Origin of the sequence: Pantoea sp. Tr-811, from assembly GCF_011752535.1 — a bacterium.
Classification (GTDB): Bacteria; Pseudomonadota; Gammaproteobacteria; order Pseudomonadales; family Pseudomonadaceae; genus Aquipseudomonas.
The window spans coordinates 1-19,193 of the sequence record NZ_VWXJ01000017.1; the positions used below are offsets into that span (position 1 = coordinate 1).

19 protein-coding genes are annotated in these 19,193 nt (G+C 64.0%); 9 read left to right on the forward strand and 10 right to left on the reverse strand.

The window, feature by feature from the left end; all coding sequences use genetic code 11:
• Positions 1-319 precede the first annotated feature (319 nt).
• From F3J44_RS22220 to recX, 3 genes are all read left to right on the forward strand, one after another.
• Positions 320-802: a CinA family protein gene (locus tag F3J44_RS22220; protein ID WP_167069048.1), complete on the forward strand. Its 483-nt coding sequence runs from the start codon at positions 320-322 to the stop codon at positions 800-802.
• 105 nt (positions 803-907) lie between these two features.
• Positions 908-1,975: a recombinase RecA gene (gene recA, locus F3J44_RS22225; RefSeq protein ID WP_167069045.1), complete on the forward strand. Its 1,068-nt coding sequence runs from the start codon at positions 908-910 to the stop codon at positions 1,973-1,975.
• An 11-nt stretch (positions 1,976-1,986) separates the two neighbouring features.
• A complete protein-coding gene (gene recX / locus F3J44_RS22230; protein WP_167069042.1) occupies positions 1,987-2,457 on the forward strand; it encodes a recombination regulator RecX in 471 nt (156 codons plus the stop codon).
• 140 nt (positions 2,458-2,597) lie between these two features.
• Here recX and F3J44_RS22235 read toward each other — a convergent pair whose 3' ends face one another.
• A complete protein-coding gene (locus F3J44_RS22235) occupies positions 2,598-3,716 on the reverse strand; it encodes an LOG family protein (protein WP_167069039.1) in 1,119 nt (372 codons plus the stop codon).
• Between the two features lie 302 nt (positions 3,717-4,018).
• Between F3J44_RS22235 and F3J44_RS22240 the strand changes: the two genes are divergently transcribed.
• Positions 4,019-4,222 carry a hypothetical protein gene (locus F3J44_RS22240; protein WP_167069036.1) on the forward strand — a complete coding sequence of 68 codons (204 nt, stop codon included), beginning with the start codon at positions 4,019-4,021 and terminating at the stop codon, positions 4,220-4,222.
• On the opposite strand, the gene F3J44_RS22245 is transcribed toward F3J44_RS22240, so the two are convergent.
• The gene (locus F3J44_RS22245) at positions 4,223-4,645 is read right to left on the reverse strand and encodes a quorum-sensing-regulated virulence factor family protein (protein ID WP_167069032.1); all 423 of its coding nucleotides are present in this window, start codon (positions 4,643-4,645) and stop codon (positions 4,223-4,225) included.
• 214 nt (positions 4,646-4,859) lie between these two features.
• Here F3J44_RS22245 and F3J44_RS22250 point away from each other — a divergent pair, with 214 nt between their 5' ends.
• The 3 genes from F3J44_RS22250 to F3J44_RS22260 all read left to right on the forward strand — a co-directional run bounded on the left by F3J44_RS22250 (position 4,860) and on the right by F3J44_RS22260 (position 6,842).
• Positions 4,860-5,570, forward strand: a complete 711-nt coding sequence (locus F3J44_RS22250; RefSeq protein ID WP_167069029.1) for a tRNA-uridine aminocarboxypropyltransferase — start codon at positions 4,860-4,862, stop codon at positions 5,568-5,570.
• Between the two features lie 179 nt (positions 5,571-5,749).
• Entirely contained in the window at positions 5,750-6,400 is a 651-nt protein-coding gene (gene erdR, locus F3J44_RS22255; protein WP_152956425.1) for a response regulator transcription factor ErdR, read from the forward strand.
• Between the two features lie 73 nt (positions 6,401-6,473).
• Complete coding sequence (locus F3J44_RS22260) at positions 6,474-6,842, forward strand: diacylglycerol kinase (RefSeq protein ID WP_167069026.1); 369 nt, start codon at positions 6,474-6,476, stop codon at positions 6,840-6,842.
• Here F3J44_RS22260 and finR read toward each other — a convergent pair.
• Entirely contained in the window at positions 6,839-7,765 is a 927-nt protein-coding gene (gene finR, locus F3J44_RS22265; protein ID WP_167276140.1) for a LysR family transcriptional regulator FinR, read from the reverse strand. The genes F3J44_RS22260 and finR overlap by 4 nt on opposite strands.
• 118 nt (positions 7,766-7,883) lie before the next feature.
• Here finR and fpr point away from each other — a divergent pair, with 118 nt between their 5' ends.
• Positions 7,884-8,663: a ferredoxin-NADP reductase gene (gene fpr / locus F3J44_RS22270; protein WP_167069020.1), complete on the forward strand. Its 780-nt coding sequence runs from the start codon at positions 7,884-7,886 to the stop codon at positions 8,661-8,663.
• Positions 8,664-8,881: 218 nt separating this feature from the next.
• Here the strand turns inward: fpr and tsaA are convergent, their stop codons facing one another.
• The 5 genes from tsaA to rimO form a co-directional block, all read right to left on the reverse strand.
• Positions 8,882-9,577 carry a tRNA (N6-threonylcarbamoyladenosine(37)-N6)-methyltransferase TrmO gene (gene tsaA, locus F3J44_RS22275; RefSeq protein ID WP_167069017.1) on the reverse strand — a complete coding sequence of 232 codons (696 nt, stop codon included), beginning with the start codon at positions 9,575-9,577 and terminating at the stop codon, positions 8,882-8,884.
• Between the two features lie 6 nt (positions 9,578-9,583).
• Positions 9,584-10,045, reverse strand: a complete 462-nt coding sequence (locus tag F3J44_RS22280; protein ID WP_167069013.1) for a DUF1456 family protein — start codon at positions 10,043-10,045, stop codon at positions 9,584-9,586.
• 48 nt (positions 10,046-10,093) lie between these two features.
• The gene (locus F3J44_RS22285) at positions 10,094-10,804 is read right to left on the reverse strand and encodes an rRNA pseudouridine synthase (RefSeq protein ID WP_167069010.1); all 711 of its coding nucleotides are present in this window, start codon (positions 10,802-10,804) and stop codon (positions 10,094-10,096) included.
• 97 nt (positions 10,805-10,901) lie between these two features.
• On the reverse strand, positions 10,902-11,357 hold the full coding sequence (locus F3J44_RS22290; RefSeq protein ID WP_167276143.1) for a GNAT family N-acetyltransferase: 456 nt from the start codon (positions 11,355-11,357) through the stop codon (positions 10,902-10,904).
• A 142-nt stretch (positions 11,358-11,499) separates the two neighbouring features.
• Positions 11,500-12,831 carry a 30S ribosomal protein S12 methylthiotransferase RimO gene (gene rimO, locus F3J44_RS22295; RefSeq protein WP_167069004.1) on the reverse strand — a complete coding sequence of 444 codons (1,332 nt, stop codon included), beginning with the start codon at positions 12,829-12,831 and terminating at the stop codon, positions 11,500-11,502.
• A gap of 235 nt (positions 12,832-13,066) precedes the next feature.
• Between rimO and F3J44_RS22300 the strand changes: the two genes are divergently transcribed.
• Complete coding sequence (locus tag F3J44_RS22300) at positions 13,067-14,977, forward strand: potassium transporter Kup (protein ID WP_167276145.1); 1,911 nt, start codon at positions 13,067-13,069, stop codon at positions 14,975-14,977.
• Positions 14,978-15,092: 115 nt separating this feature from the next.
• Here F3J44_RS22300 and F3J44_RS22305 read toward each other — a convergent pair whose 3' ends face one another.
• Both F3J44_RS22305 and mprF read right to left on the reverse strand, forming a co-directional pair.
• Positions 15,093-16,385: a virulence factor family protein gene (locus F3J44_RS22305; protein ID WP_167068998.1), complete on the reverse strand. Its 1,293-nt coding sequence runs from the start codon at positions 16,383-16,385 to the stop codon at positions 15,093-15,095.
• A complete protein-coding gene (gene mprF, locus F3J44_RS22310; protein ID WP_167276180.1) occupies positions 16,385-19,027 on the reverse strand; it encodes a bifunctional lysylphosphatidylglycerol flippase/synthetase MprF in 2,643 nt (880 codons plus the stop codon). The genes F3J44_RS22305 and mprF overlap by 1 nt, the downstream gene beginning before the upstream one ends.
• Positions 19,028-19,193: the final 166 nt, after the last annotated feature.

Sequence of the window (19,193 nt, forward strand, 5' to 3'; positions counted from 1 at the left end):
TGGGGGATTGGCGCGCGAACGCCTTGGCGCATGGCGCAATATCGCGTCGTACCAACAAGGCGGTCGCGCGCGCCTGTCACAGGCGTTACTGGCCAAAAACAAACGTAGGAGCGAGCGCAGCTCGCGAAGCGCCGCGCGGGCGGCGCTCGATCTCATAGGCGCCGAAAACCTCACGTCATATACATCTCCAGGCGCCAAAAACCTCACGTCATACCCATCTCCCATACGCCGCAACCCCCAACCCACGCACCGAAAACCCCACCCCTCCCACAAAATGCTACGGTGTCCCCATCCCGTTCAACGCCTCCAAGGACGCCCCATGGACCCCATCACCGTTCTCTCCACCCGCCTGGGCGAACACCTGCGCCGTTTCCATGCCCAGGTGACCACCGCCGAATCCTGCACCGGCGGTGGCATCGCCGAGGCCATCACCCGTATCCCGGGCAGCTCCGCCTGGTTCGAAGCCGGTTACGTCACCTATTCCAACACCCAGAAAACCCGCCAGCTGAACGTGCCCCAGGCGCTGTTCGCCGAGGTCGGGGCGGTGAGCCAGGAAGTGGTCGAAGCCATGGCCCGCGGAGCCCAGGCCGCCAGCGGCGCGCGCTTTGCCGTGGCGGTCAGCGGCGTGGCCGGGCCCGACGGCGGGTCGCCCGCCAAGCCCGTGGGCACCGTATGGCTGGCGTGGGCCGATGGCAACCAGGTAACCAGCGAGCGCCGGCACTTCGACGGCGACCGCGAAGCGGTGCGCCGACAGACGGTGATCGCCGCGTTAGACGGCTTGTTACAGCTTGGCGCGGAGTAATTCGACGACAGGGGTTTGCTCACGCGCTTGCCTGTGGAATAATACTGGCTACTTATACAGGTATTCCCCGGCCGTCAGGGCCACGTCGAACACGTGAGGATTTCAATGGACGACAACAAGAAGCGCGCCTTGGCTGCGGCCCTGGGTCAGATCGAACGCCAATTCGGCAAAGGCGCTGTCATGCGCATGGGCGACCATGAGCGCCAAGGTATCCCGGCAATCTCCACCGGCTCCCTGGGCCTGGACATTGCCCTCGGCATCGGCGGCCTGCCAAAAGGCCGTATCGTCGAAATCTACGGCCCGGAATCCTCGGGTAAAACCACGCTGACCCTGTCGGTCATCGCTGAAGCCCAGAAGAATGGCGCCACCTGCGCCTTCGTCGACGCCGAGCACGCCCTCGACCCTGAATACGCCGGCAAGCTGGGCGTGAACGTCGACGACCTGCTGGTCTCGCAGCCGGACACCGGCGAGCAGGCCCTGGAAATCACCGACATGCTGGTGCGCTCCAACGCGGTAGACGTGATCATCGTCGACTCCGTGGCGGCCCTGGTGCCAAAGGCCGAAATCGAAGGCGAAATGGGCGACATGCACGTCGGCCTGCAAGCCCGCCTGATGTCCCAGGCCCTGCGCAAAATCACCGGTAACATCAAGAACGCCAACTGCCTGGTCATCTTCATCAACCAGATCCGCATGAAGATCGGCGTGATGTTCGGCAGCCCGGAAACCACCACCGGTGGTAACGCGCTGAAGTTCTACGCCTCGGTGCGCCTGGACATCCGCCGTACCGGCGCGGTCAAGGAAGGCGACGAAGTGGTTGGCAGCGAAACCCGCGTCAAGATCGTCAAGAACAAGGTTTCGCCACCGTTCCGTCAGGCCGAGTTCCAGATCCTCTACGGCAAAGGTATCTACCGCAACGGCGAGATCATCGACCTGGGTGTGTCCCAAGGCCTGGTTGAGAAGTCCGGTGCCTGGTATGCCTACCAAGGCAACAAGATCGGCCAGGGCAAGGCCAACGCCGCCAAGTACCTGCATGAGAACCCAGCCATTGGTGCCGAAATCGAGAAGCAGATTCGCGAGAAGCTGCTCAAGGCCGGTGCTGTAGCTGAAGCTGGCAAAGCCGCTGCTGCCGAAGCCGATGCCGACGACATGGCAGACGCCGACGCCGGTTATTGATTGCAGCTGGTATGTCCGCCGTACTCGACACCCCCGTCGCCGTCAGGCGGACAGCCATGGACCTGCTCGCGCGTCGCGAGCACGGTCGCGTCGAGCTGACGCGCAAGTTGCGTCAGCGTGGCGCTCCGGATGAGCTGATCGAGCCTGCGCTCGATCGGCTCGCCGAAGAAGGGCTACTAAGCGAAGCCCGTTACCTCGAAAGCTTCATTCGCTACCGCTCCAGTGCTGGCTATGGTCCCGCGCGTATTCGCGAGGAGCTTGGCCAACGTGGGTTGAACCGTGGCGATGTCGACCAGGCCCTGCGCGAAAGCGAAGTGAACTGGGCCGAGCTGTTGCAGGATACCTGGCAGCGCAAATTCGCCGGGCAACGCCCGCACGACCCTCGTAGCCGCGCCCAACAAACCCGATTCCTTGCCTACCGTGGGTTCCCCATGGACATGATCGGCCGTTTGCTCAGTGGCCGCGACCTGGACGATTACTAACCTTGCTTGCCCTACGGGCTGCGCAATCCCTTGTAGGAGCGGGCTTGCCCCGCGAACACCGGCGAAGCCGGTGCCATGCACCGCGGTGCTTGCTTCGCGGGTCAAGCCCGCTCCTACAGGCGGGTTGCAGGCCGCCGCTATCAATTGACCCGCAGCGCCTCCCGCGCCCGCTGGGTGGTATGCATCGGCTCCGGCTTTGCCCAGTTCTCAGGCAGGTTGATGAAATCCACCAGTTCACGCAGGCGCCCTTGGTCGCGGCCATTGAAGGCAAAGGTTAGCCGTGTCAGGTGGCTGAAATTACCCACCTCGTGCTCGGCACCACTGTCGGCATGCTGGTGATAGCGGCCACTGAGGCGCAAATCGGCAAAGCCCTCATCGATGTCATGCAGCGCCGCTTCACTCAGCCGGTGGTGCATGCGAATCACGAACTGGTTCTTCAGCCAGCGGCTGGAGTGGTAGTTGCTGTAGAACTGGTTGATCTCCTCCACCGCTTCATCCGCACTGTGCACCAGGCGCAGCAGCTTCAGGTCGCTGGGTAGGATGTAGCGGTTCTCTTCCAACTGGCGGCTGATGAAATCCAGGCAATCCTGCCAGAACGTACCGCCAGGCGAGTCCAGTAGAACCACGGGCACCAACGGGCTCTTGCCGGTCTGGATCAGCGTCAACACCTCCAGTGCCTCATCCAGCGTACCGAAGCCCCCAGGGCAGAGCACCAGCGCATCGGCTTCCTTGACGAAGAACAACTTGCGGATGAAGAAAAAGTGGAACGGCAGCAACCGGTCGGTGCCGCCCACGGTGGCATTGGCGTGCTGCTCGAAGGGCAGGGTGATGTTGAAGCCCAGGCTGTGGTCGCTGCCTGCGCCTTCATGGGCAGCGGCCATGATGCCGCCGCCGGCGCCGGTAATCACCATCAACTCGGAGCGGGCCAGGGTGGCGCCAAGCTCGCGGGCCAGGGCGTACATGGGGTGTTCCACCGGGGTGCGTGCCGAGCCGAACACGGTGACCTTGCGCCGCCCGCGGTAGCCTTGCAGGGTGCGGAATGCGTGGTCCAGTTCACGCAGGGCCTGCAGGGTGATCTTGGCGCTCCAGCGGTCGCTGTCATCAAAGGCCATGCGCAGCACGGTCAGCATCATGTCGCGGTACAGCGGCAGGTTGGCGCTGTGTGGCGCCACCAGTTGCAGTTGCTGGTCAATGTGGCTCAGGTCGATGCCATGTTCCCTGAAGTGATTGAACAGCTGTTCATTCGTTTGGTAAGGCATTCAACGTCTCCTTCTGCAGCAAAACCTCTGACCGGGCCGATGGCATGGCCCGGCCGCGGCACTGCGTGTGCCGCTGGCTGCTGTGGCCCGAGTGTGCGCCTCGGGCATTGCAGTAGGCCTTCAAGGCCGTGGTGCAGGGTGATTATCCATCTCGTTGTTTTACGGCGCTTCGCTATCAATCTAGACCCTCGCGCACGATCGTGCCGTGGGGATCGCAACGGCCACTCGTCGGCGCATGGCCACTGGCGGCGAGGGTTTGGTTAACTGGGAAAGCGAAACGTGTCGATGCGCGAGGTGAGGCCATGCATCGCTTGGTCATCGAGGTGGATGGGCAGCTCTATCAACTGCTGGAAAATGCTGCCCAGCTTCACCATGTAACCCTGGAGGCCGAATGCAGGCGCCGGCTGGCAACGCTTGAATGCCAGTCGCGCTACGTGCAGGCGCTACTGGCGGAAATGCGCGCCGACGAGGAACCGTGGCGCGCGGAGGGCGAACGGGTCAGCTGATCACTTGCGCTTCTTGTTGCCGGCCGTGCAGCTGGCGGAATCGAAGGCCTGGTCCATGACCGGTTGGTTGGTCTTGTACACGGTGAAGCGATAAACCATGACCGCGCCCTTGGACATCAGGTTGCGGTAGCCGTTGTTGCGGCACACGCTGTCGCCCAGCTGGCTGCGTACCTGCTCAGGGTTTTCCTGCATGCGCGCGGCATGTTCGGCCCGCACGCTCAAATGGTTGACCAACGCCTTGCCCTCGACGGTGTAGCCCTGGTCGAGGATGTCCTCGTTGATGGCCCGCGGGGTACCGACGCTGCTTTCCTTGGCAACCTTCTGCAGCATCGTGTTCAGCTCGTACTCCTGCTTGGAAGCCGCCTGGGCAGCCAATGGCAAGGCGAGCAACAGGCTCAGGGTCGGGACGATAAGACGCAGCATGAATCTCTCCTGGTTCGATGACTGGCACTTGGACCTGCGCCGGTGGGCGGCGTTCCATCAGCCCGCAGGCTTACCGGGCCGCCAAAGGCCACGATTATAAAGGACCAGCCGCCAGCGCTGCACGGCCAAATGGCGCCTGCTCTGGTAGACTGTCGCTTTGTTTTCACCGAGTCGTCCCTGTGCCTGTTCCCCTTTCCAGCCAAGGCCTGCTGCCATGAGCCATGCGGTAGCGCGCCTGCGTGCCGAACGCCTGGCGCGCAGCAACAAACCCTTCATCGCCCGAGGCTCGCGAGCCGAGCGTTGCCCGGATTGCCGGGTCATCGCCACCCACTGCCTGTGTGCCTGGAAGCCCAAGGTGCAGGCCGATTCCGGCGTGTGCCTGCTCATGCATGACACCGAGCCACTGAAGCCGACCAACACCGGCTGGCTGATCGCCGACCTGATCGACGACACCTCGGCCTTTGGCTGGCTGCGAACGTCGGTAGACGAGCGCCTGCTGGCGCTGCTCGACGACCCGCAGTGGCAGCCCTACATCGTCTTCCCGGGCGAGTTCGTCGCCCCGCAGCGGGTGGTCAGCGAAGTGGTGCGCGTGCCGGGCAAGCGCCCGCTGTTCATCCTGCTCGATGCCACCTGGACCGAAGCGCGCAAGATGTTCCGCAAAAGCCCCTACCTGGACCGCTTCCCGGTGTTGAGCCTGCAAGCCGAGCAGATGTCGCGCTACCGCCTGCGCCGCTCCAAGCGCGACGACCACTTCTGCACCGCGGAAGTCGCCGCCATGTGCCTGGACCTGGCAGGCGACAGCCAGGCTTCGCAGGCCCTGGATGCCTACCTGGATGTATTCAGCCTGCATTACCTCAGCGGCAAGCGGCGCCTGCCCCTGGACGATCAGGACGATACCCACCAGCGCTTGCATACCTTCCTATAGTCCAAGGGGCACAAGCCCCACTTTGGTTCATAATGACGGGGCTGGCAGCCAGGGTGGGCGAGGCGGCGGGGCAGTTGGCTTGACCACCCCTGGCCGTGCTCGGCATCCTTGGCGCCGATTCCCCGCCGGGCGCTCCCTCTACCCCCAGGCGCCTGGCACAGAACAGGATCCATAGATCGATGGCCACATACGAAATCCTGATAGCCGATGACCACCCGCTGTTTCGTAGCGCGCTGCGCCAGGCCGTTACCCTCGGCCTGGGCGCGGACGTGCGCCTGGTTGAAGTGGCGAGCATCGCCGAACTGGAAACCCGCCTGAGCGAAAAGGCCGACTGGGACCTGGTCCTGCTCGACCTGAACATGCCGGGGGCCTACGGCTTCTCGGGGCTGGTGCTGTTGCGTGGCCAGTACCCGCAGATCCCGGTGGTGATGGTGTCGGCCCAGGAGGAGGCGGCGGTGGTGGTGAAGTCCCGCGAGTTCGGTGCCAGCGGCTTCATTCCCAAGTCCAGTGGCCTGGAAGTGATCCAGGATGCCGTGCGCAAGGTGCTCGACGGTGAGGTCTGGTGGCCGCCGCAGGCGTTCGAGAAAGTTGATGTGTCGGCGGAAGCCAAGGCGGCCAGTGAAGGCTTGGCCAGCCTGACCCCGCAGCAGTTCCGGGTGCTGACCATGGTCTGCGAAGGCCTGCTGAACAAGCAGATCGCCTACGAGCTGAGTGTGTCGGAAGCGACCATCAAGGCCCACGTGACTGCAATCTTCCGCAAGCTGGGGGTGCGTACCCGCACCCAAGCAGCGTTGCTGCTGCAACAACTTGAATCGGTTGCCAGCAGCTAAGCACCTGCCAATTCACGCTTTTTTGACCCAGGCCAGACTAGTCTGCTGGCCTTTCTGTTGTGAAGTGACTCACATGACGCCATCGCCATTCAAGGGCCAGACCGGCCTCAAACGCATCTTCAATGCCGCCGGCTATTCGCTGGATGGCCTGCGCGCTGCCTTCAAGGGCGAGGCGGCCTTCCGCCAGCTGGTGCTGCTCAACGTATTGCTGATTCCAATCGCCCTGTGGCTGCCGGTCAGCCGGGCCGAGAAGGCGATCATGATCGCCGTGTGCCTACTGGGCCTGATTGTCGAGCTGTTCAACTCGGCGGTCGAGGCGGCCATCGACCGCATTTCCCTGGAGCGTCACCCATTGTCGAAGAACGCCAAGGACATGGGCAGCGCCGCGCAGTTGGTGGCACTGACCATGGTTGCGCTGGTGTGGGGCGTGATCCTGCTTTAAGCGATCGGTGGCAACACGATCTCGTCACTGCGGGTGAAGCCCGCAGTGAAATTGCGGCACAACTCGAGAAATTCCCGCATGGCCGATGTCTGGTACTTCTGCTTGTGCCAGATGAAGTAGAACTGGCGCATCAGGTCCAGCTCCGGAGTTTCCACCGGCACCAGGCTGCCACGGCGAAAGGCATCGCGCAGGGCCAGGCGGGAAATGCAGCCAATGCCCAGGCCTGATTCCACGGCACGCTTGATCGCTTCGGTGTGCTCCAGTTCCAGGCGAATATTCAGGTTGGTACGGTGATGGCGCATGGCCTGGTCGAAGGTTAGGCGGGTGCCCGAGCCCTGTTCCCGCAGGATCCAGGCTTCCTGCGAAAGGCTTTCGATGTCCGCCCGGCCCGCCTTGGCCAACGGATGTTGCGGTGCGCAGAACACCACCAGTTCGTCCTCGACCCAGGGCTGCACCTCCAGGTCAGGGTGGTTGCAATCGCCCTCGATCAGACCCAGATCAATTTCATACTGCGCCACCTGGTGCACGATATGCGCTGTGTTCTGCACGTGCAGCTTCACCTGGCTTTCCGGGTGCACCTGCATGAAGCTGCCGATCAGCAGGGTCGCCAGGTAGTTGCCGATGGTCAGCGTGGCACCTACCGCCAGCGAGCCGAAACCGGACTTGCCGTTGAGCAGGTCTTCGATTTCCTTGGCCTGGTCGAGCAGCGCCACGGCTTGGGGCAACAGCTGGTGGCCCAGGGCGTTGAGCGCCAGGCGCTTGCCCGCACGGTCGAACAGCTGGCAGCTCGATTGCCGCTCAAGTTCGGTAATGGAGGTGCTCGCGGCCGATTGCGAAAGCGCAAGCAGGCTGGCGGCCCGGGACACGCTTTGGTGTTGGGCGACGGCGACGAATACCTGGAGTTGACGCAGTGTAAATCGCATATCGATATAACCGATAACACATATCTTGATAATTCAGTTAACAGATATTCTCGCTGCCCCTAAACTATCGCGCAACTGCGCGTTTTGCGCGCTGCGTTTTTCTTCAGGAGCCCCATCGATGAGCAACATGAACCACGAACGTGTCCTCAGTGTGCATCACTGGAATGACACCCTGTTCAGCTTCAAGTGCACCCGCGACCCGGGCCTGCGCTTCGAGAACGGTCAGTTCGTGATGATCGGCCTGCAACAGGAAAGCGGCCGTCCGCTCATGCGCGCCTATTCCATTGCGTCGCCGAACTGGGAAGAGCACCTGGAGTTCTTCAGCATCAAGGTCCCTGATGGCCCGCTGACCTCGCAGCTGCAGCACCTGAAGGAAGGCGACGAGATCATCATCAGCAAGAAGCCTACCGGCACCCTGGTCCTCGACGACCTGAACCCGGGCAAGCACCTGTACCTGCTGAGCACCGGCACTGGCCTGGCGCCGTTCATGAGCGTCATCCAGGACCCGGAAACCTACGAGCGCTTCGAAAAGGTGATCCTGGTTCACGGCGTGCGCTACGTCAACGAAGTGGCGTACCGCGAATTCATCACCGAGCACCTGCCACAGAACGAGTTCTTCGGTGAAGCGGTACGTGACAAGCTGATCTACTACCCAACCGTGACCCGCGAACCGTTCGAAAACCAGGGCCGCCTGACCGACCTGATGCGCAGCGGCAAGCTGTTCAGCGACATCGGCCTGCCACCGATCAACCCGCAGGACGACCGCGCGATGATCTGCGGCAGCCCAAGCATGCTCGACGAAACCAGCGAAGTGCTCGACAGCTTCGGCCTGAAGGTTTCTGCCCGCATGCGCGAGCCGGGTGACTACCTGATCGAGCGTGCCTTCGTCGAGAAGTAAGGCGAACGGCGGCATACAAAAAACGCAGACCTGGGTCTGCGTTTTTTTTTGCCAATATCTGATTTCACGGAGAGCCCTGTAGGAGCGGGCTTGCCCCGCGAAGCAGGCGGCGCGGTGCATGGCACCGGCTCTGCCGGTGTTCGCGGGGCAAGCCCGCTCCTACAGAGGTTGGCGGCGCGTTTGCGGGCAATGTTCCCAGCGCCGACAGCCAGGCAGGTTCAGGCGTCCTTCACCACCTCCAGCACCCGGATCTGGTCCGGCTGCGGGTAATGCCATCTGACCTGCACATCCCAGAACTTCACCCCATACACCCGCTCCGCCGGCGGCACCTGGTAGGCCGGGCGCGGGTCCTGGGCCAGGCACTGCTCGATCAGCTCAACCAGTGGTTCGGCCAGGCGCAGCCCATGCTCGCGGGCCTGGGGCAGGGCGGTATCGCTCCACTGCACCGCAATCGCCTCGGGTGCATCGCTGGCCATCAGGTTGCTTGCCCCGGCAATGCTGTCGGCATAGGGCACGTAGGGTTTGATATCCAGTACCGGCGTGCCGTCGAGCAGGTCGATGCCCGACAGCAGCAGGCGCCCAGGCTCCACACCCTCCAGGCGTACCACCGACTGGCCGATGCCATTGGGGCGGTGGGTGGCGCGGGTGGCGAACACGCCCATGCTCTTGTTGCCGCCCAGGCGCGGCGGGCGCACCTTCAGGCGGGGTTTGTCCTCCAATGCCTGGTGGAACAGGAACAACAGCCAGACATGGCTGACCTGCTCCAGCCCGGCCACGGCGTCACCTTGGTCGAAGGGCGGCAGCAGTTCCAGCACGCCGCGCGCAGCCGGCGCCAGCTGTGGCTGGCGCGGGATGGCGAATTTCTCCTTGAAGCAGGAGCGAACGATGCCGACCGGGGCAACCGTATGCTGCATGGCCACTCAGCCGCGCACGCGCAAGGTCAGGCCCTTGAGGAAGTTACGCAGCAACTGGTCGCCGCAGGGGCGGTAGTTGTCGTGCCCGACCTTGCGGAACAGGGCGCTGAGTTCAGGCTTGGACACCGGGAAGTTCACCGACTTGAGCACTGTGTGCAGGTCGTCTTCCTTGAGCTCGAACGCTACCCGAAGTTTTTTCAGGATGGTGTTGTTGGTCACCGGCAGTTCTACCGGCTGCGGCGCGCGGCTGTCGTCCTTGCCACGGCGGTGGATCACCAGGCCGTCGAGAAAATGCGCCATGACCCGCTCCGGGCAGCGCACGAAACCGGCCTCGTCTTCCTTCTTCAGGTAGGTGGCGAGCACGATCGGGTTAACGTCGAGGCCGGACAGCGCGATGATTTCGGCCATCTTGGCGTCGTTCACCTTGAGCATGTAGCGCAGGCTGCGCAGGACATCGTTGTGGTTCATTGCTGCAAAATCCTGTTCAGTAGCCACGCCCCTGGCGTGGCGTATTGCTTAGAAACGTTCGGTAGCTGCCAGGTAGCGCCATTGCCCTACGGGCAGCTTGCCCATCGACACGCCACCCAGGCGAATGCGACGCATGCCCAGCACTTCCAGGCGCAGGTAGGCGCACAATTCGCTGATGTGCCCCGGTTGCGGGTTTTTCAGGGCCAGGCGCAGGTGGGTTTCGTTCTGCCAGCTGGCCTTGGCCTTGGGCAGCTCCCGATCATTGCGCGTGGCCCCGCGCGCCAGGCGTTCCAGCGCCTGGGGCGTGGTTTCACCGCGCACTTCGATGATGTACTCCTGCTCCATGCGGCGCAGGTCGGCGTCGATCTTGCGGGTCACCCGCCAGTCCTGGGTGAATACTTGCAGGCCGGTGGCGCCCCGCTCAAGCGGTGCCAGGCAGGTCAGCCGGGCAAAGTGCCCGTGCAGTGGGCGCACGCCTTCGCGGTGGGCCTCGCTGAGGGTGCCCATGGTCATGCTGGCGCGGGCGCTTTCGCTGTCGACATTGGCCGGTTGGTTCAGCAGCAAGGTCACCGGGTCAAGGGCTTCGGCGCGCGCCCCTGGCAACAGCTCGACACGCTGGCCGTCTACCTTGAACTGCGGCTGCTCGATGACCACGCCATCGACCGTGACCCAGCCCCCTTCGATGTACAGCTCGGCCTCCCGGCGAGAACAGCCGAGTTGCTCGATCAGGCGTTTGGACAGGCGGACGGGTTCGGACATGGGGCAATTCGCAAGGCAGGGAAAGACCTCCATTGTACCTGCCCGTTACCGCTTGATGATGGGAATCTGTGTCAAATGCGCCATTTTGGCACACGCACTACGGCAGGTTGCGACGCAGCCGCATATGCAGCAGGGGATAAGGCTGGCCCAGGCCATCGGTTTCCGAGCGGCCGATCACTTCGAAGCCTTCGTGCAAGTAGAAGCCCAGGGCTTGCGGGTTCTGTTCGTTGACGTCCAGGCGCTCGGCGTTCAGTTCGGCCACCGCATGCTGCAGCAGGCGCTTGCCGACGCCGTGGCCACGCCAGGCGGGCGCGACGAACAGCATGTGCACGCACCCGTTGGCCACCCCGGCGAAACCGCAAATCTGCCCGCGTTGCTTGCAGCACACCAGCATCACCGCGTCCAGGTAGTGGCGCAGCACCTTTTCGCGCAGCAGCAGGATGTACGCGTCGGGGAGGAAGTCGTGGGTTGCGCGCACCGAGTCTTCCCACACCTGCACCAGCGCCGGGTAGTCGCTCAAACGTGGGGTTTGCAGGGTCGGCGCCGTGTGCATGGCTTGAATTCTCCAGGGGCATGGAGAAAACATAGATGCAAAAGCAGGTCGTGCGGCGGGATTTTTGTTGCCTGGGGAGCGAGCGCCGCGGGTGCGGCGCATCGCGAGCTGGCGCTCGCTCCTACCAGGCGGCGGAAATGCCTTAGATAGGCTCGGCCCACATGTCGTATTCGTCGGCGTCGACGACGCGGCAACGGACTTTGTCGCCAGGCTTGAAGCCATGGTTGCCATCGATGAACACGCTGCCGTCGATCTCGGGCGCGTCGAAGAAGCTGCGGCCCACCGAGCCCTGTTCTTCCACTTCGTCGATCAGCACTTCGATTTCCTTGCCGATGCGCTGCTGCAGGCGGGCGGCGCTGATGGCCTGCTGGTGGGCCATGAAGCGGTCCCAGCGGTCTTGCTTGACGTCGTCCGGCACTTCATCTAGGCCCAGGTCGTTGGCCGGGGCGCCTTCTACCGGCGAATACTGGAAGCAGCCCACGCGGTCCAGCTGGGCTTCGGTCAGCCAGTCCAGCAGGTACTGGAAGTCTTCCTCGGTTTCGCCCGGGAAGCCGACGATGAAGGTCGAACGGATCACCAGCTCAGGGCATTGCTCGCGCCAGTTCTTGATGCGCGCCAGGGTGCGGTCTTCGAAGGCCGGGCGCTTCATCGACTTGAGTACCTTGGGGCTGGCGTGCTGGAACGGAATGTCCAGGTACGGCAGGATCTTGCCGGCGGCCATCAGCGGAATCACGTCGTCGACGTTCGGGTACGGGTACACATAGTGCAGGCGCACCCAGGCGCCCAGGCTGCTCAGGGCCTCGCACAGTTCAAGCATGCGGGTCTTGACCGGGCGGCCGTTCCAGAAGTCGGTCTTGTACTTGACGTCGACGCCGTAGGCGCTGGTGTCCTGGGAAATCACCAGGATCTCCTTGACGCCAGCCTTGACCAGGCGCTCGGCCTCGCTCAGCACTTCGCCGACCGGGCGGCTGACCAGCTTGCCGCGCATCGACGGGATGATGCAGAAACTGCAGCTGTGGTTGCAGCCTTCGGAAATCTTCAGGTAGGCGTAGTGGCGCGGGGTCAGCTTGACGCCCTGTGGCGGCACCAGGTCGATCAGCGGGTTGTGGTCCTGACGCGGTGGCACCACCTCGTGCACGGCATTGACCACCTGCTCGTACTGCTGTGGGCCGGTGACCGACAGCACGCTGGGGTGCACGTCACGGATGCTGCCTTCCTCGACACCCATGCAGCCGGTGACGATGACCTTGCCGTTTTCCTTTATCGCTTCGCCGATCACTTCCAGCGACTCGGCCTTGGCGCTGTCGATGAAGCCGCAGGTGTTGACCACCACCACGTCGGCGTCCTCGTAGGTGGGCACGACTTCATAGCCTTCCATGCGCAGCTGGGTCAGGATGCGCTCGGAATCGACCAGGGCTTTCGGGCAACCCAGGCTGACGAAACCAACCTTGGGGGTGGCGGGAGTGGTGGACATGACTAACCTCGGTATTGAATACAGTTCGCCCTGCCAGTACCGGGGGCGATCTTGACGGGCGCTAACGGCGCCTCTGATCAAAAAGTGCGCAATTCTAGCGAGCAGAAGGTCGCTTGACCAGCAGAAAAGCGACGAACGCTGCGCTATGCTTCGCGCCATTGCGCCGGGGGCTTTGCCGGGCCCTGGCGTCGAGGTGAATTCTACCGGTCTTCAAGGCCGTTTGCGGGAGTGGTCGATGGTTCAGGCAAGCAGTCATGCCGAGGGTGGGCACGCGGGCAAGCACGGTGCGGCACGCTCGTTGGGGTTGCTGGTGGCAGCGGTCGGGGTGGTGTACGGCGATATCGGCACCAGCCCCTTGTATACCCTCAAGGAAGTGTTCACCGGCGGCTACGGGGTGCCGGTCAACCATGACGGCGTACTCGGCATCTTGTCGCTGATCCTCTGGTCGCTGCTGTGGGTGGTGTCGTTCAAGTACGTGATGTTCATCCTGCGCGCCGACAACCAGGGCGAGGGCGGCACCATGGCGCTGACCGCCCTGGCGCGGCGGGCCACTGCGGCTTATCCGCGGTTGCGCACGCTGATGGTGATCTGCGGCCTGATCGGCGCCTCGCTGTTCTACGGCGACAGCATGATTACCCCGGCAGTGTCGGTATTGTCGGCAGTGGAGGGCATGGGGCTGGCGTTCGACGGCATCGACCACTGGGTGGTGCCGATTTCGCTGGTGGTGCTGGTGGCGCTGTTCGTGGTGCAAAAGCACGGCACCGAGAAAATCGGCAAGCTGTTCGGCCCGATCATGGTGACCTGGTTCCTGGCGCTGGCGGCGCTCGGCGTGCACGGCATCAGCCAGAGCCCGGAAGTGCTCAAGGCCTTCAACCCGATCTGGGCGGTGAATTTCTTCATCGTTCACCCCGGTATCGGCGTCGCCGTGCTCGGTGCGGTGGTGCTGGCCCTGACGGGCGCCGAGGCGCTGTACGCCGACATGGGCCATTTCGGCCGCAAGCCGATCGCCCGTGCCTGGTTCGCCCTGGTGCTGCCGGCCTTGGTGCTCAACTACTTCGGCCAGGGCGCGATCCTGCTGCAGAACCCGGAGGCTGCGCGCAACCCGTTCTACCTGCTGGCGCCGAGCTGGGCGCTGCTGCCGATGGTGGGGCTGGCGACCATGGCCACGGTGATCGCCTCGCAGGCGGTGATCTCGGGTGCCTTTTCCCTGACTCGCCAGGCCATCCAGCTTGGCTACATTCCACGGATGCAGATTCAGCACACCTCCAGCGACGAGCAAGGGCAGATCTACATCGGTGCAGTGAACTGGACGCTGATGGTCGGCGTGGTGCTGCTGGTGATCGGCTTCGAGTCGTCCGGCGCGCTGGCGGCGGCCTACGGTGTGGCGGTGACCGGCACCATGCTGATGACCACCATCCTGGTATCGGCGGTGATGTTGCTGTTGTGGAAATGGCCGCCATTGCTGGCGGTGCCGCTGCTGGTCGGCTTCTTGCTGGTGGACGGGCTGTTCTTCGCGGCCAACGTGCCGAAGATCGTTCAGGGCGGTGCGTTCCCGGTGCTGGCGGGCGCTGTGCTGTACCTGCTGATGAGTACCTGGAAGCGTGGCAAGCAGATACTGGTCGAGCGTATCGATGAAGGCGGGCTGCCGCTGCCGGTGTTCATCAGCAGCATCCGCGTGCAGCCGCCGCACCGGGTCGAAGGCACTGCGGTGTTTCTGACTGCGCGCGCCGATGCGGTGCCCCATGCGCTGCTGCACAACATGCTGCACAACCAGGTGCTGCACAGCCAGGTGGTGTTGCTGACGGTGGTCAGTGAAGACCGCCCACGGGTGCCGGAGCAGGAGCGGTTTGAAGTGGAAGCCTATGGTGATGGGTTCTTCCGGGTGTTGCTGCACTTTGGCTTCATGGACGAGCCGGACGTGCCAGCGGCCCTGCGCCTGTGCCACCTGGACGAGTTGGATTTCAGCCCGATGCGCACCACCTATTTCCTTAGCCGGGAAACGGTGATCGCCTCGCGTCTGGAAGGGATGTCGCGCTGGCGCGGGAACCTGTTCGCGTTCCTGCTGAAGAATGCCAACGGCAACCTGCGGTTCTTCAACCTGCCGTTGAATCGGGTGATCGAATTGGGGACGCAGGTGGAAATCTGAAGGAAGGGGGCGCCGCGGGTGCGGCGCATCGCGAGCGTTGCTCGCTCCTACACGGGATGAGGCTGACGACCCCTGGTAGGAGCGAGCGCAGCTCGCGATCAGGCCCTGAGAACGATCAGTTCTGTTCAGCCACGCTGGACTTGCCCTGGCGAGTCTCGATCTCGTCGATCAGGCGCTTGGCCAGCGCCGGGTAGTTCTCGTCGAAGTGGTGGCCACCTGGCAGCTTCATCCGCTCGCCCACGGCAGTCTTGTCGGTGCAGCCGCTCTCGTCGGTTTCTTCCACGCCATACACGCATACCACCTTCGACGCCGGCAGCCTGGCCATTTCCGGCCCGGTAGGTGCTTCCTGGCCTTCCTTGCCCAACCAGCCCTCAACCTCGATCTCGAAGCTGCCGCTGCGGGCGAAGGCCAGCAGCACGACTGCGTCGATACGTTGCTGGTCTTCGGCCGGCAGGCGGTTGTAGATGGCCGGCAGCACGTCGGCGCCGAACGAGTAGCCGGTCAGCACGAAGCGCTTGGTGCCCCACTTCTGACGGTAGTGCTGCATCAGTTCCGACAGGTCGGCGGCGCTTTGCTCCGGGGTCTTGTGCTGCCAGTAGTAGCGCAGGGTGTCGATGCCGACCACTGGGTAGCCGAGCTTGGCCATTTCACCGGCCACGTCGCGGTCCAGGTCGCGCCAGCCGCCGTCACCGGAGAGGAACAGGGTGACGGTATCGGTGGTTTGGCCGGCCGGCACTTCCACCACGGGAATGGCCAGGGCATTGCCGTCACGGCCGACCAGGGCTTGGGTCAACTGCGCCTTGAGCACCTGGGGCAGGTGGATGTCGTAGTCGCTGATGCTGGTTTCGGCGTTGGCCTGGTCGCGCACGAAGGCTGCGCTGGCGTCATCCGGGTTGTCGTTCCAGGCCACGTTCCAGTGGCCGTGGGCTGCCGATTTGGGCAGGGTTTCCTTGCAACCAGGCTGTTCCAGGCTGAAGTCCACCGAAATCGCCCGGGCCTTGTCGTCGCTCTGGGTGGCCAGCCAGCGCCAGGCCTGGGCCGCACCTGGGCCGATACCGGCGACCAGGGTCGGTTTGTCGGACAGTTGGGTCAGCGCCTGGTCCATCGCCTGTTGTTGCTTGGCGCAGTCATTGGGCGGCAGGATCACCTGAACCAGTTGCGCTTCGCCGGCCTGGCTCAGGTCCAGCAGTTGCTTGTCGGTCAGGGCTTGGTCCTGGGGGACGCCGATGGCGACCCGGGCCTTGGCGTGTACGCCAGGGGTCACGCGGGTGATGCTGCTGTCATTGAGGGTCAGCTGCTCCAGGCGCGCCTCGGGGGCAGGGCGGGTCCACAGCCAGAAGGCCGCAGCACCGGCCAGGGCGGCCAGCAGCAGAGGTATCAGTACGTACAGCCAATAGCGTCGGATCATCAACGTTTCACCAATCCAGTCAGGCCGCCAGCGATCAGGGCGGCAGTGTCGGCCAGTGCCACCAGCGGGTCGAGCCCGGCCGGCACGGCCATGTAACGAGGTTCCCAGTCCGGCTGGAACTTGTCCTTGAAGCGCCGCAGGCCCTGGAAGTTGTAAAGCTGCTCACCGCGGCGGAACACCATCGACCCCAGGCGCTGGGTCAAGGGTGCGCCACGCCGGGGCTGCAGGCCGGAGAGCGGTACCATGCCCAGGCTGAAGCGGCCGTAGTCATGGCTTTTGTAATGCAGGATCAAGCCGATCATCATGAATTCCATGGTCAGCTTCGGCGCCTCGGGGTGAGCGCGCATCAGGTCGAGGCTGGCCAGTTCGTTGCTGTGGGTTTCCAGCAGGTTGGCGAAGGCCACCGGCCGGCCCTGGAAACGAATCAGGGCGATACGGAAGTGCTGCAGGTATTCGGGGCTGAAGCGCCCCAGCGAGAAGCCTTTCTCGCGCACGTTCTTGCCGCCGAGCCAGGCGTCGGAAATTTCCTTGAGCTCGGCCAAAGGCGCCTGGCCAGGCTCGTGGATTTCCAGGTTCAGGCCGTCCCGGCCGCCGCGGTTCCAGGTGTAGCGCAGGTCCTTCATTTCCTTGCCCTTGGCTTCGAGGTCGAAGCGGCGCAGGTCGACCCGCGCCTCCTCGCCAAGCTTCAGGGCGGTCAGGCCGATGTCCATGTAGAACGGCAGGTTCTCCGCACGCACCTGGTAGAACACCGGGCGGGCGTGGTACAGGTCGCACAGGTCGCGGAACTGCCAGATCATCTCGGCGCGTTCCTGGGCCGGGCCGATCGGGTCGTACAGCGCCACCAGGCTGCGGCCACGGCGTGCATACATGAGGAAAGCATTGTCGCTGGGGTGGAACAGCAACGCCTTGTCGCCAGTCAGGGCCAGGCCGCCGTCGGGCTGGTCGGAGGCCAGCAGGATGCGGTTGGCGCGCTGCAGTTCGGCGTCGTCGGGCAGGTGAATGACCGGGCGGGCAGTGCGCAGCAGCCAGGTCAGGGCGACGATCACCAGCAGCACCGCGCTGCCCAGGGCGGCGCGCAGGCCGCGTGGGGCGTCGGCGTCGAGGGTGAACTGCCACCATAGCTTGTGGGTGTAGGGCACGTCCTGGTAGGCGAACAGCAACAGCCACACCGAGGCGCCGACTACACAGGCGCTGGCCACCAGGTATACCGGCGAGAACGGTAGCTCCAGCAACCGGCTCGGGCGGTAGAACGAACGACGGAACACCGCCAGCAGGGCAGCGGTCATGGTCAGCAGGCTGGCTTCTTCCCAGTCGAAGCCTTTGAGAATCGACAACAGCGCGCCAACCAGCAGCAAGACGGTGGTCAGCAGCCAGGCAGCCGACAGGCGACGGCGCAGGCCCTGGGCCAGCAACAGGCAGAGCACGCCGATCAGGCTGGCGCCAAAGTGCGAGGCGTCGATCAGCCGGTGCGGTACCAGGAAACCCATGTGTTCCAGGCGCGTGTCGATTTCCGGGGTGGCGCCGGAGAACAGCAGCACCACGCCCGAGAGGAATACCAGAATGGCCAGGATCGGCGCGCCAAGGCCGGATGCTGCCTTGATCGCTTGCTGGGCGAACAGCAGGCGCCGCGCTTCGTTGGCCAGCAGCAGTACACAGGCCAGCAGCAAGGGCAGCACCACGTAGATCAGCCGGTACAGCAGCAGGGCGGCGGCCAGTGGGGCTGCGCCCAGCTGGTCGGCGAAGGCGGCCAGAAGAATCGCTTCGAATACCCCCACGCCGCCGGGCACGTGGCTGAGCACGCCCGCGGCCAGGGCCAGCAGGTAGACCAGCACGAAGGCGCCGAACGGCGGCGCTTCTGGCAGCAGCAGGTAGAGCACGGTGGCGGCGGCCGCCACGTCCAGTGCGGTAATCAGCAGTTGCAGTGCCGCCAGGCGGCCGCCGGGCAGGCGCAAGGTGCGTCGGCCCAGCTGTACCAGCAGGTTGTCGGCCAGGGGTTGCTCCGGCAGGCGGCGCCGATACAGGCCGGCCACCAGAACCGCTGTGATGGCCAGAACGGCAACGGCAATGCTTGCCAGCAGGCCTACCGGCAGGCGCAGGGCCGTGGCAGCGGAATGCAGGTCGCTCAGGGTGGCAAGGGCGGCCAGCGGCGGCAATGCACAGCCAAGCGAAAGGCTGGCGAACACGGTCATGCGCGCCACTTCGGCGGCACCCAGGCCCTGGCGGGCATACAAGCGGTAGCGCACCGAGCCGCCCGATAGCATCGACAGGCCAATGGCGTTGCCGATGGCGAAGGCGCTGAAGCCTCCCATCACCAGGGTTTTCGCCGGCAGCTTGACCGCTGCATAGCGGCTGGCCGACCACTCGTAGCCCAGCAAGATCACGAAGCCGACGATGGTCGCCAGCACCGCGCCGATCAACGAATGGGCGGGGACATCGAGCATCGCATCGTGCAGTGCATAGATGTCCAGTTCACTCAGCAGGTGGCGGCAGGCAATCAGCGCCAGGGCAAACAGCAGCAGCGTGACCCCAAGGCTGATCGGCTGGCGGTAGCGGCTCAGGCGCTCCAGCCAGGGCAGGCGCTGGGCAGCCGTGGGCAGTGCCGAGGCAAGCGGCACTTGGGGTTCTGGATTATGGGAAGTCATGAAATGCCTCGAGCGTGCTGCGCGAGGAGGGGGAGAGCTGCGGCCAAGTGAAAGTCCCTTTGGAAAACGTATCCAGATAGTACTCCGGGCAACGTTACTTTCAGTCGTCCGGCAGCGTTAAAGATAGTTCATTCTCAGGTTACACCCCTCAAAACGGAGGGTTCAC

Bases quoted from the DNA above. Each gene is read 5' to 3' on its own strand.
- F3J44_RS22285 (WP_167069010.1), bottom strand. From the start codon at position 10,804: ATGTCCGAACCCGTCCGCCTGTCCAAACGCCTGATCGAGCAACTCGGC.
- F3J44_RS22280 (WP_167069013.1), bottom strand. From the start codon at position 10,045: ATGAACCACAACGATGTCCTGCGCAGCCTGCGCTACATGCTCAAGGTG.
- F3J44_RS22235 (WP_167069039.1), bottom strand. From the start codon at position 3,716: ATGCCTTACCAAACGAATGAACAGCTGTTCAATCACTTCAGGGAACAT.
- erdR (WP_152956425.1), top strand. From the start codon at position 5,750: ATGGCCACATACGAAATCCTGATAGCCGATGACCACCCGCTGTTTCGT.
- recA (WP_167069045.1), top strand. From the start codon at position 908: ATGGACGACAACAAGAAGCGCGCCTTGGCTGCGGCCCTGGGTCAGATC.
- recX (WP_167069042.1), top strand. From the start codon at position 1,987: ATGTCCGCCGTACTCGACACCCCCGTCGCCGTCAGGCGGACAGCCATG.
- tsaA (WP_167069017.1), bottom strand. From the start codon at position 9,577: ATGCAGCATACGGTTGCCCCGGTCGGCATCGTTCGCTCCTGCTTCAAG.
- F3J44_RS22290 (WP_167276143.1), bottom strand. From the start codon at position 11,357: ATGCACACGGCGCCGACCCTGCAAACCCCACGTTTGAGCGACTACCCG.
- F3J44_RS22300 (WP_167276145.1), top strand. From the start codon at position 13,067: ATGGTTCAGGCAAGCAGTCATGCCGAGGGTGGGCACGCGGGCAAGCAC.
- F3J44_RS22245 (WP_167069032.1), bottom strand. From the start codon at position 4,645: ATGCTGCGTCTTATCGTCCCGACCCTGAGCCTGTTGCTCGCCTTGCCA.
- rimO (WP_167069004.1), bottom strand. From the start codon at position 12,831: ATGTCCACCACTCCCGCCACCCCCAAGGTTGGTTTCGTCAGCCTGGGT.
- finR (WP_167276140.1), bottom strand. From the start codon at position 7,765: ATGCGATTTACACTGCGTCAACTCCAGGTATTCGTCGCCGTCGCCCAA.
- F3J44_RS22260 (WP_167069026.1), top strand. From the start codon at position 6,474: ATGACGCCATCGCCATTCAAGGGCCAGACCGGCCTCAAACGCATCTTC.
- F3J44_RS22240 (WP_167069036.1), top strand. From the start codon at position 4,019: ATGCATCGCTTGGTCATCGAGGTGGATGGGCAGCTCTATCAACTGCTG.
- F3J44_RS22220 (WP_167069048.1), top strand. From the start codon at position 320: ATGGACCCCATCACCGTTCTCTCCACCCGCCTGGGCGAACACCTGCGC.
- F3J44_RS22250 (WP_167069029.1), top strand. From the start codon at position 4,860: ATGAGCCATGCGGTAGCGCGCCTGCGTGCCGAACGCCTGGCGCGCAGC.
- F3J44_RS22305 (WP_167068998.1), bottom strand. From the start codon at position 16,385: ATGATCCGACGCTATTGGCTGTACGTACTGATACCTCTGCTGCTGGCC.
- mprF (WP_167276180.1), bottom strand. From the start codon at position 19,027: ATGACTTCCCATAATCCAGAACCCCAAGTGCCGCTTGCCTCGGCACTG.
- fpr (WP_167069020.1), top strand. From the start codon at position 7,884: ATGAGCAACATGAACCACGAACGTGTCCTCAGTGTGCATCACTGGAAT.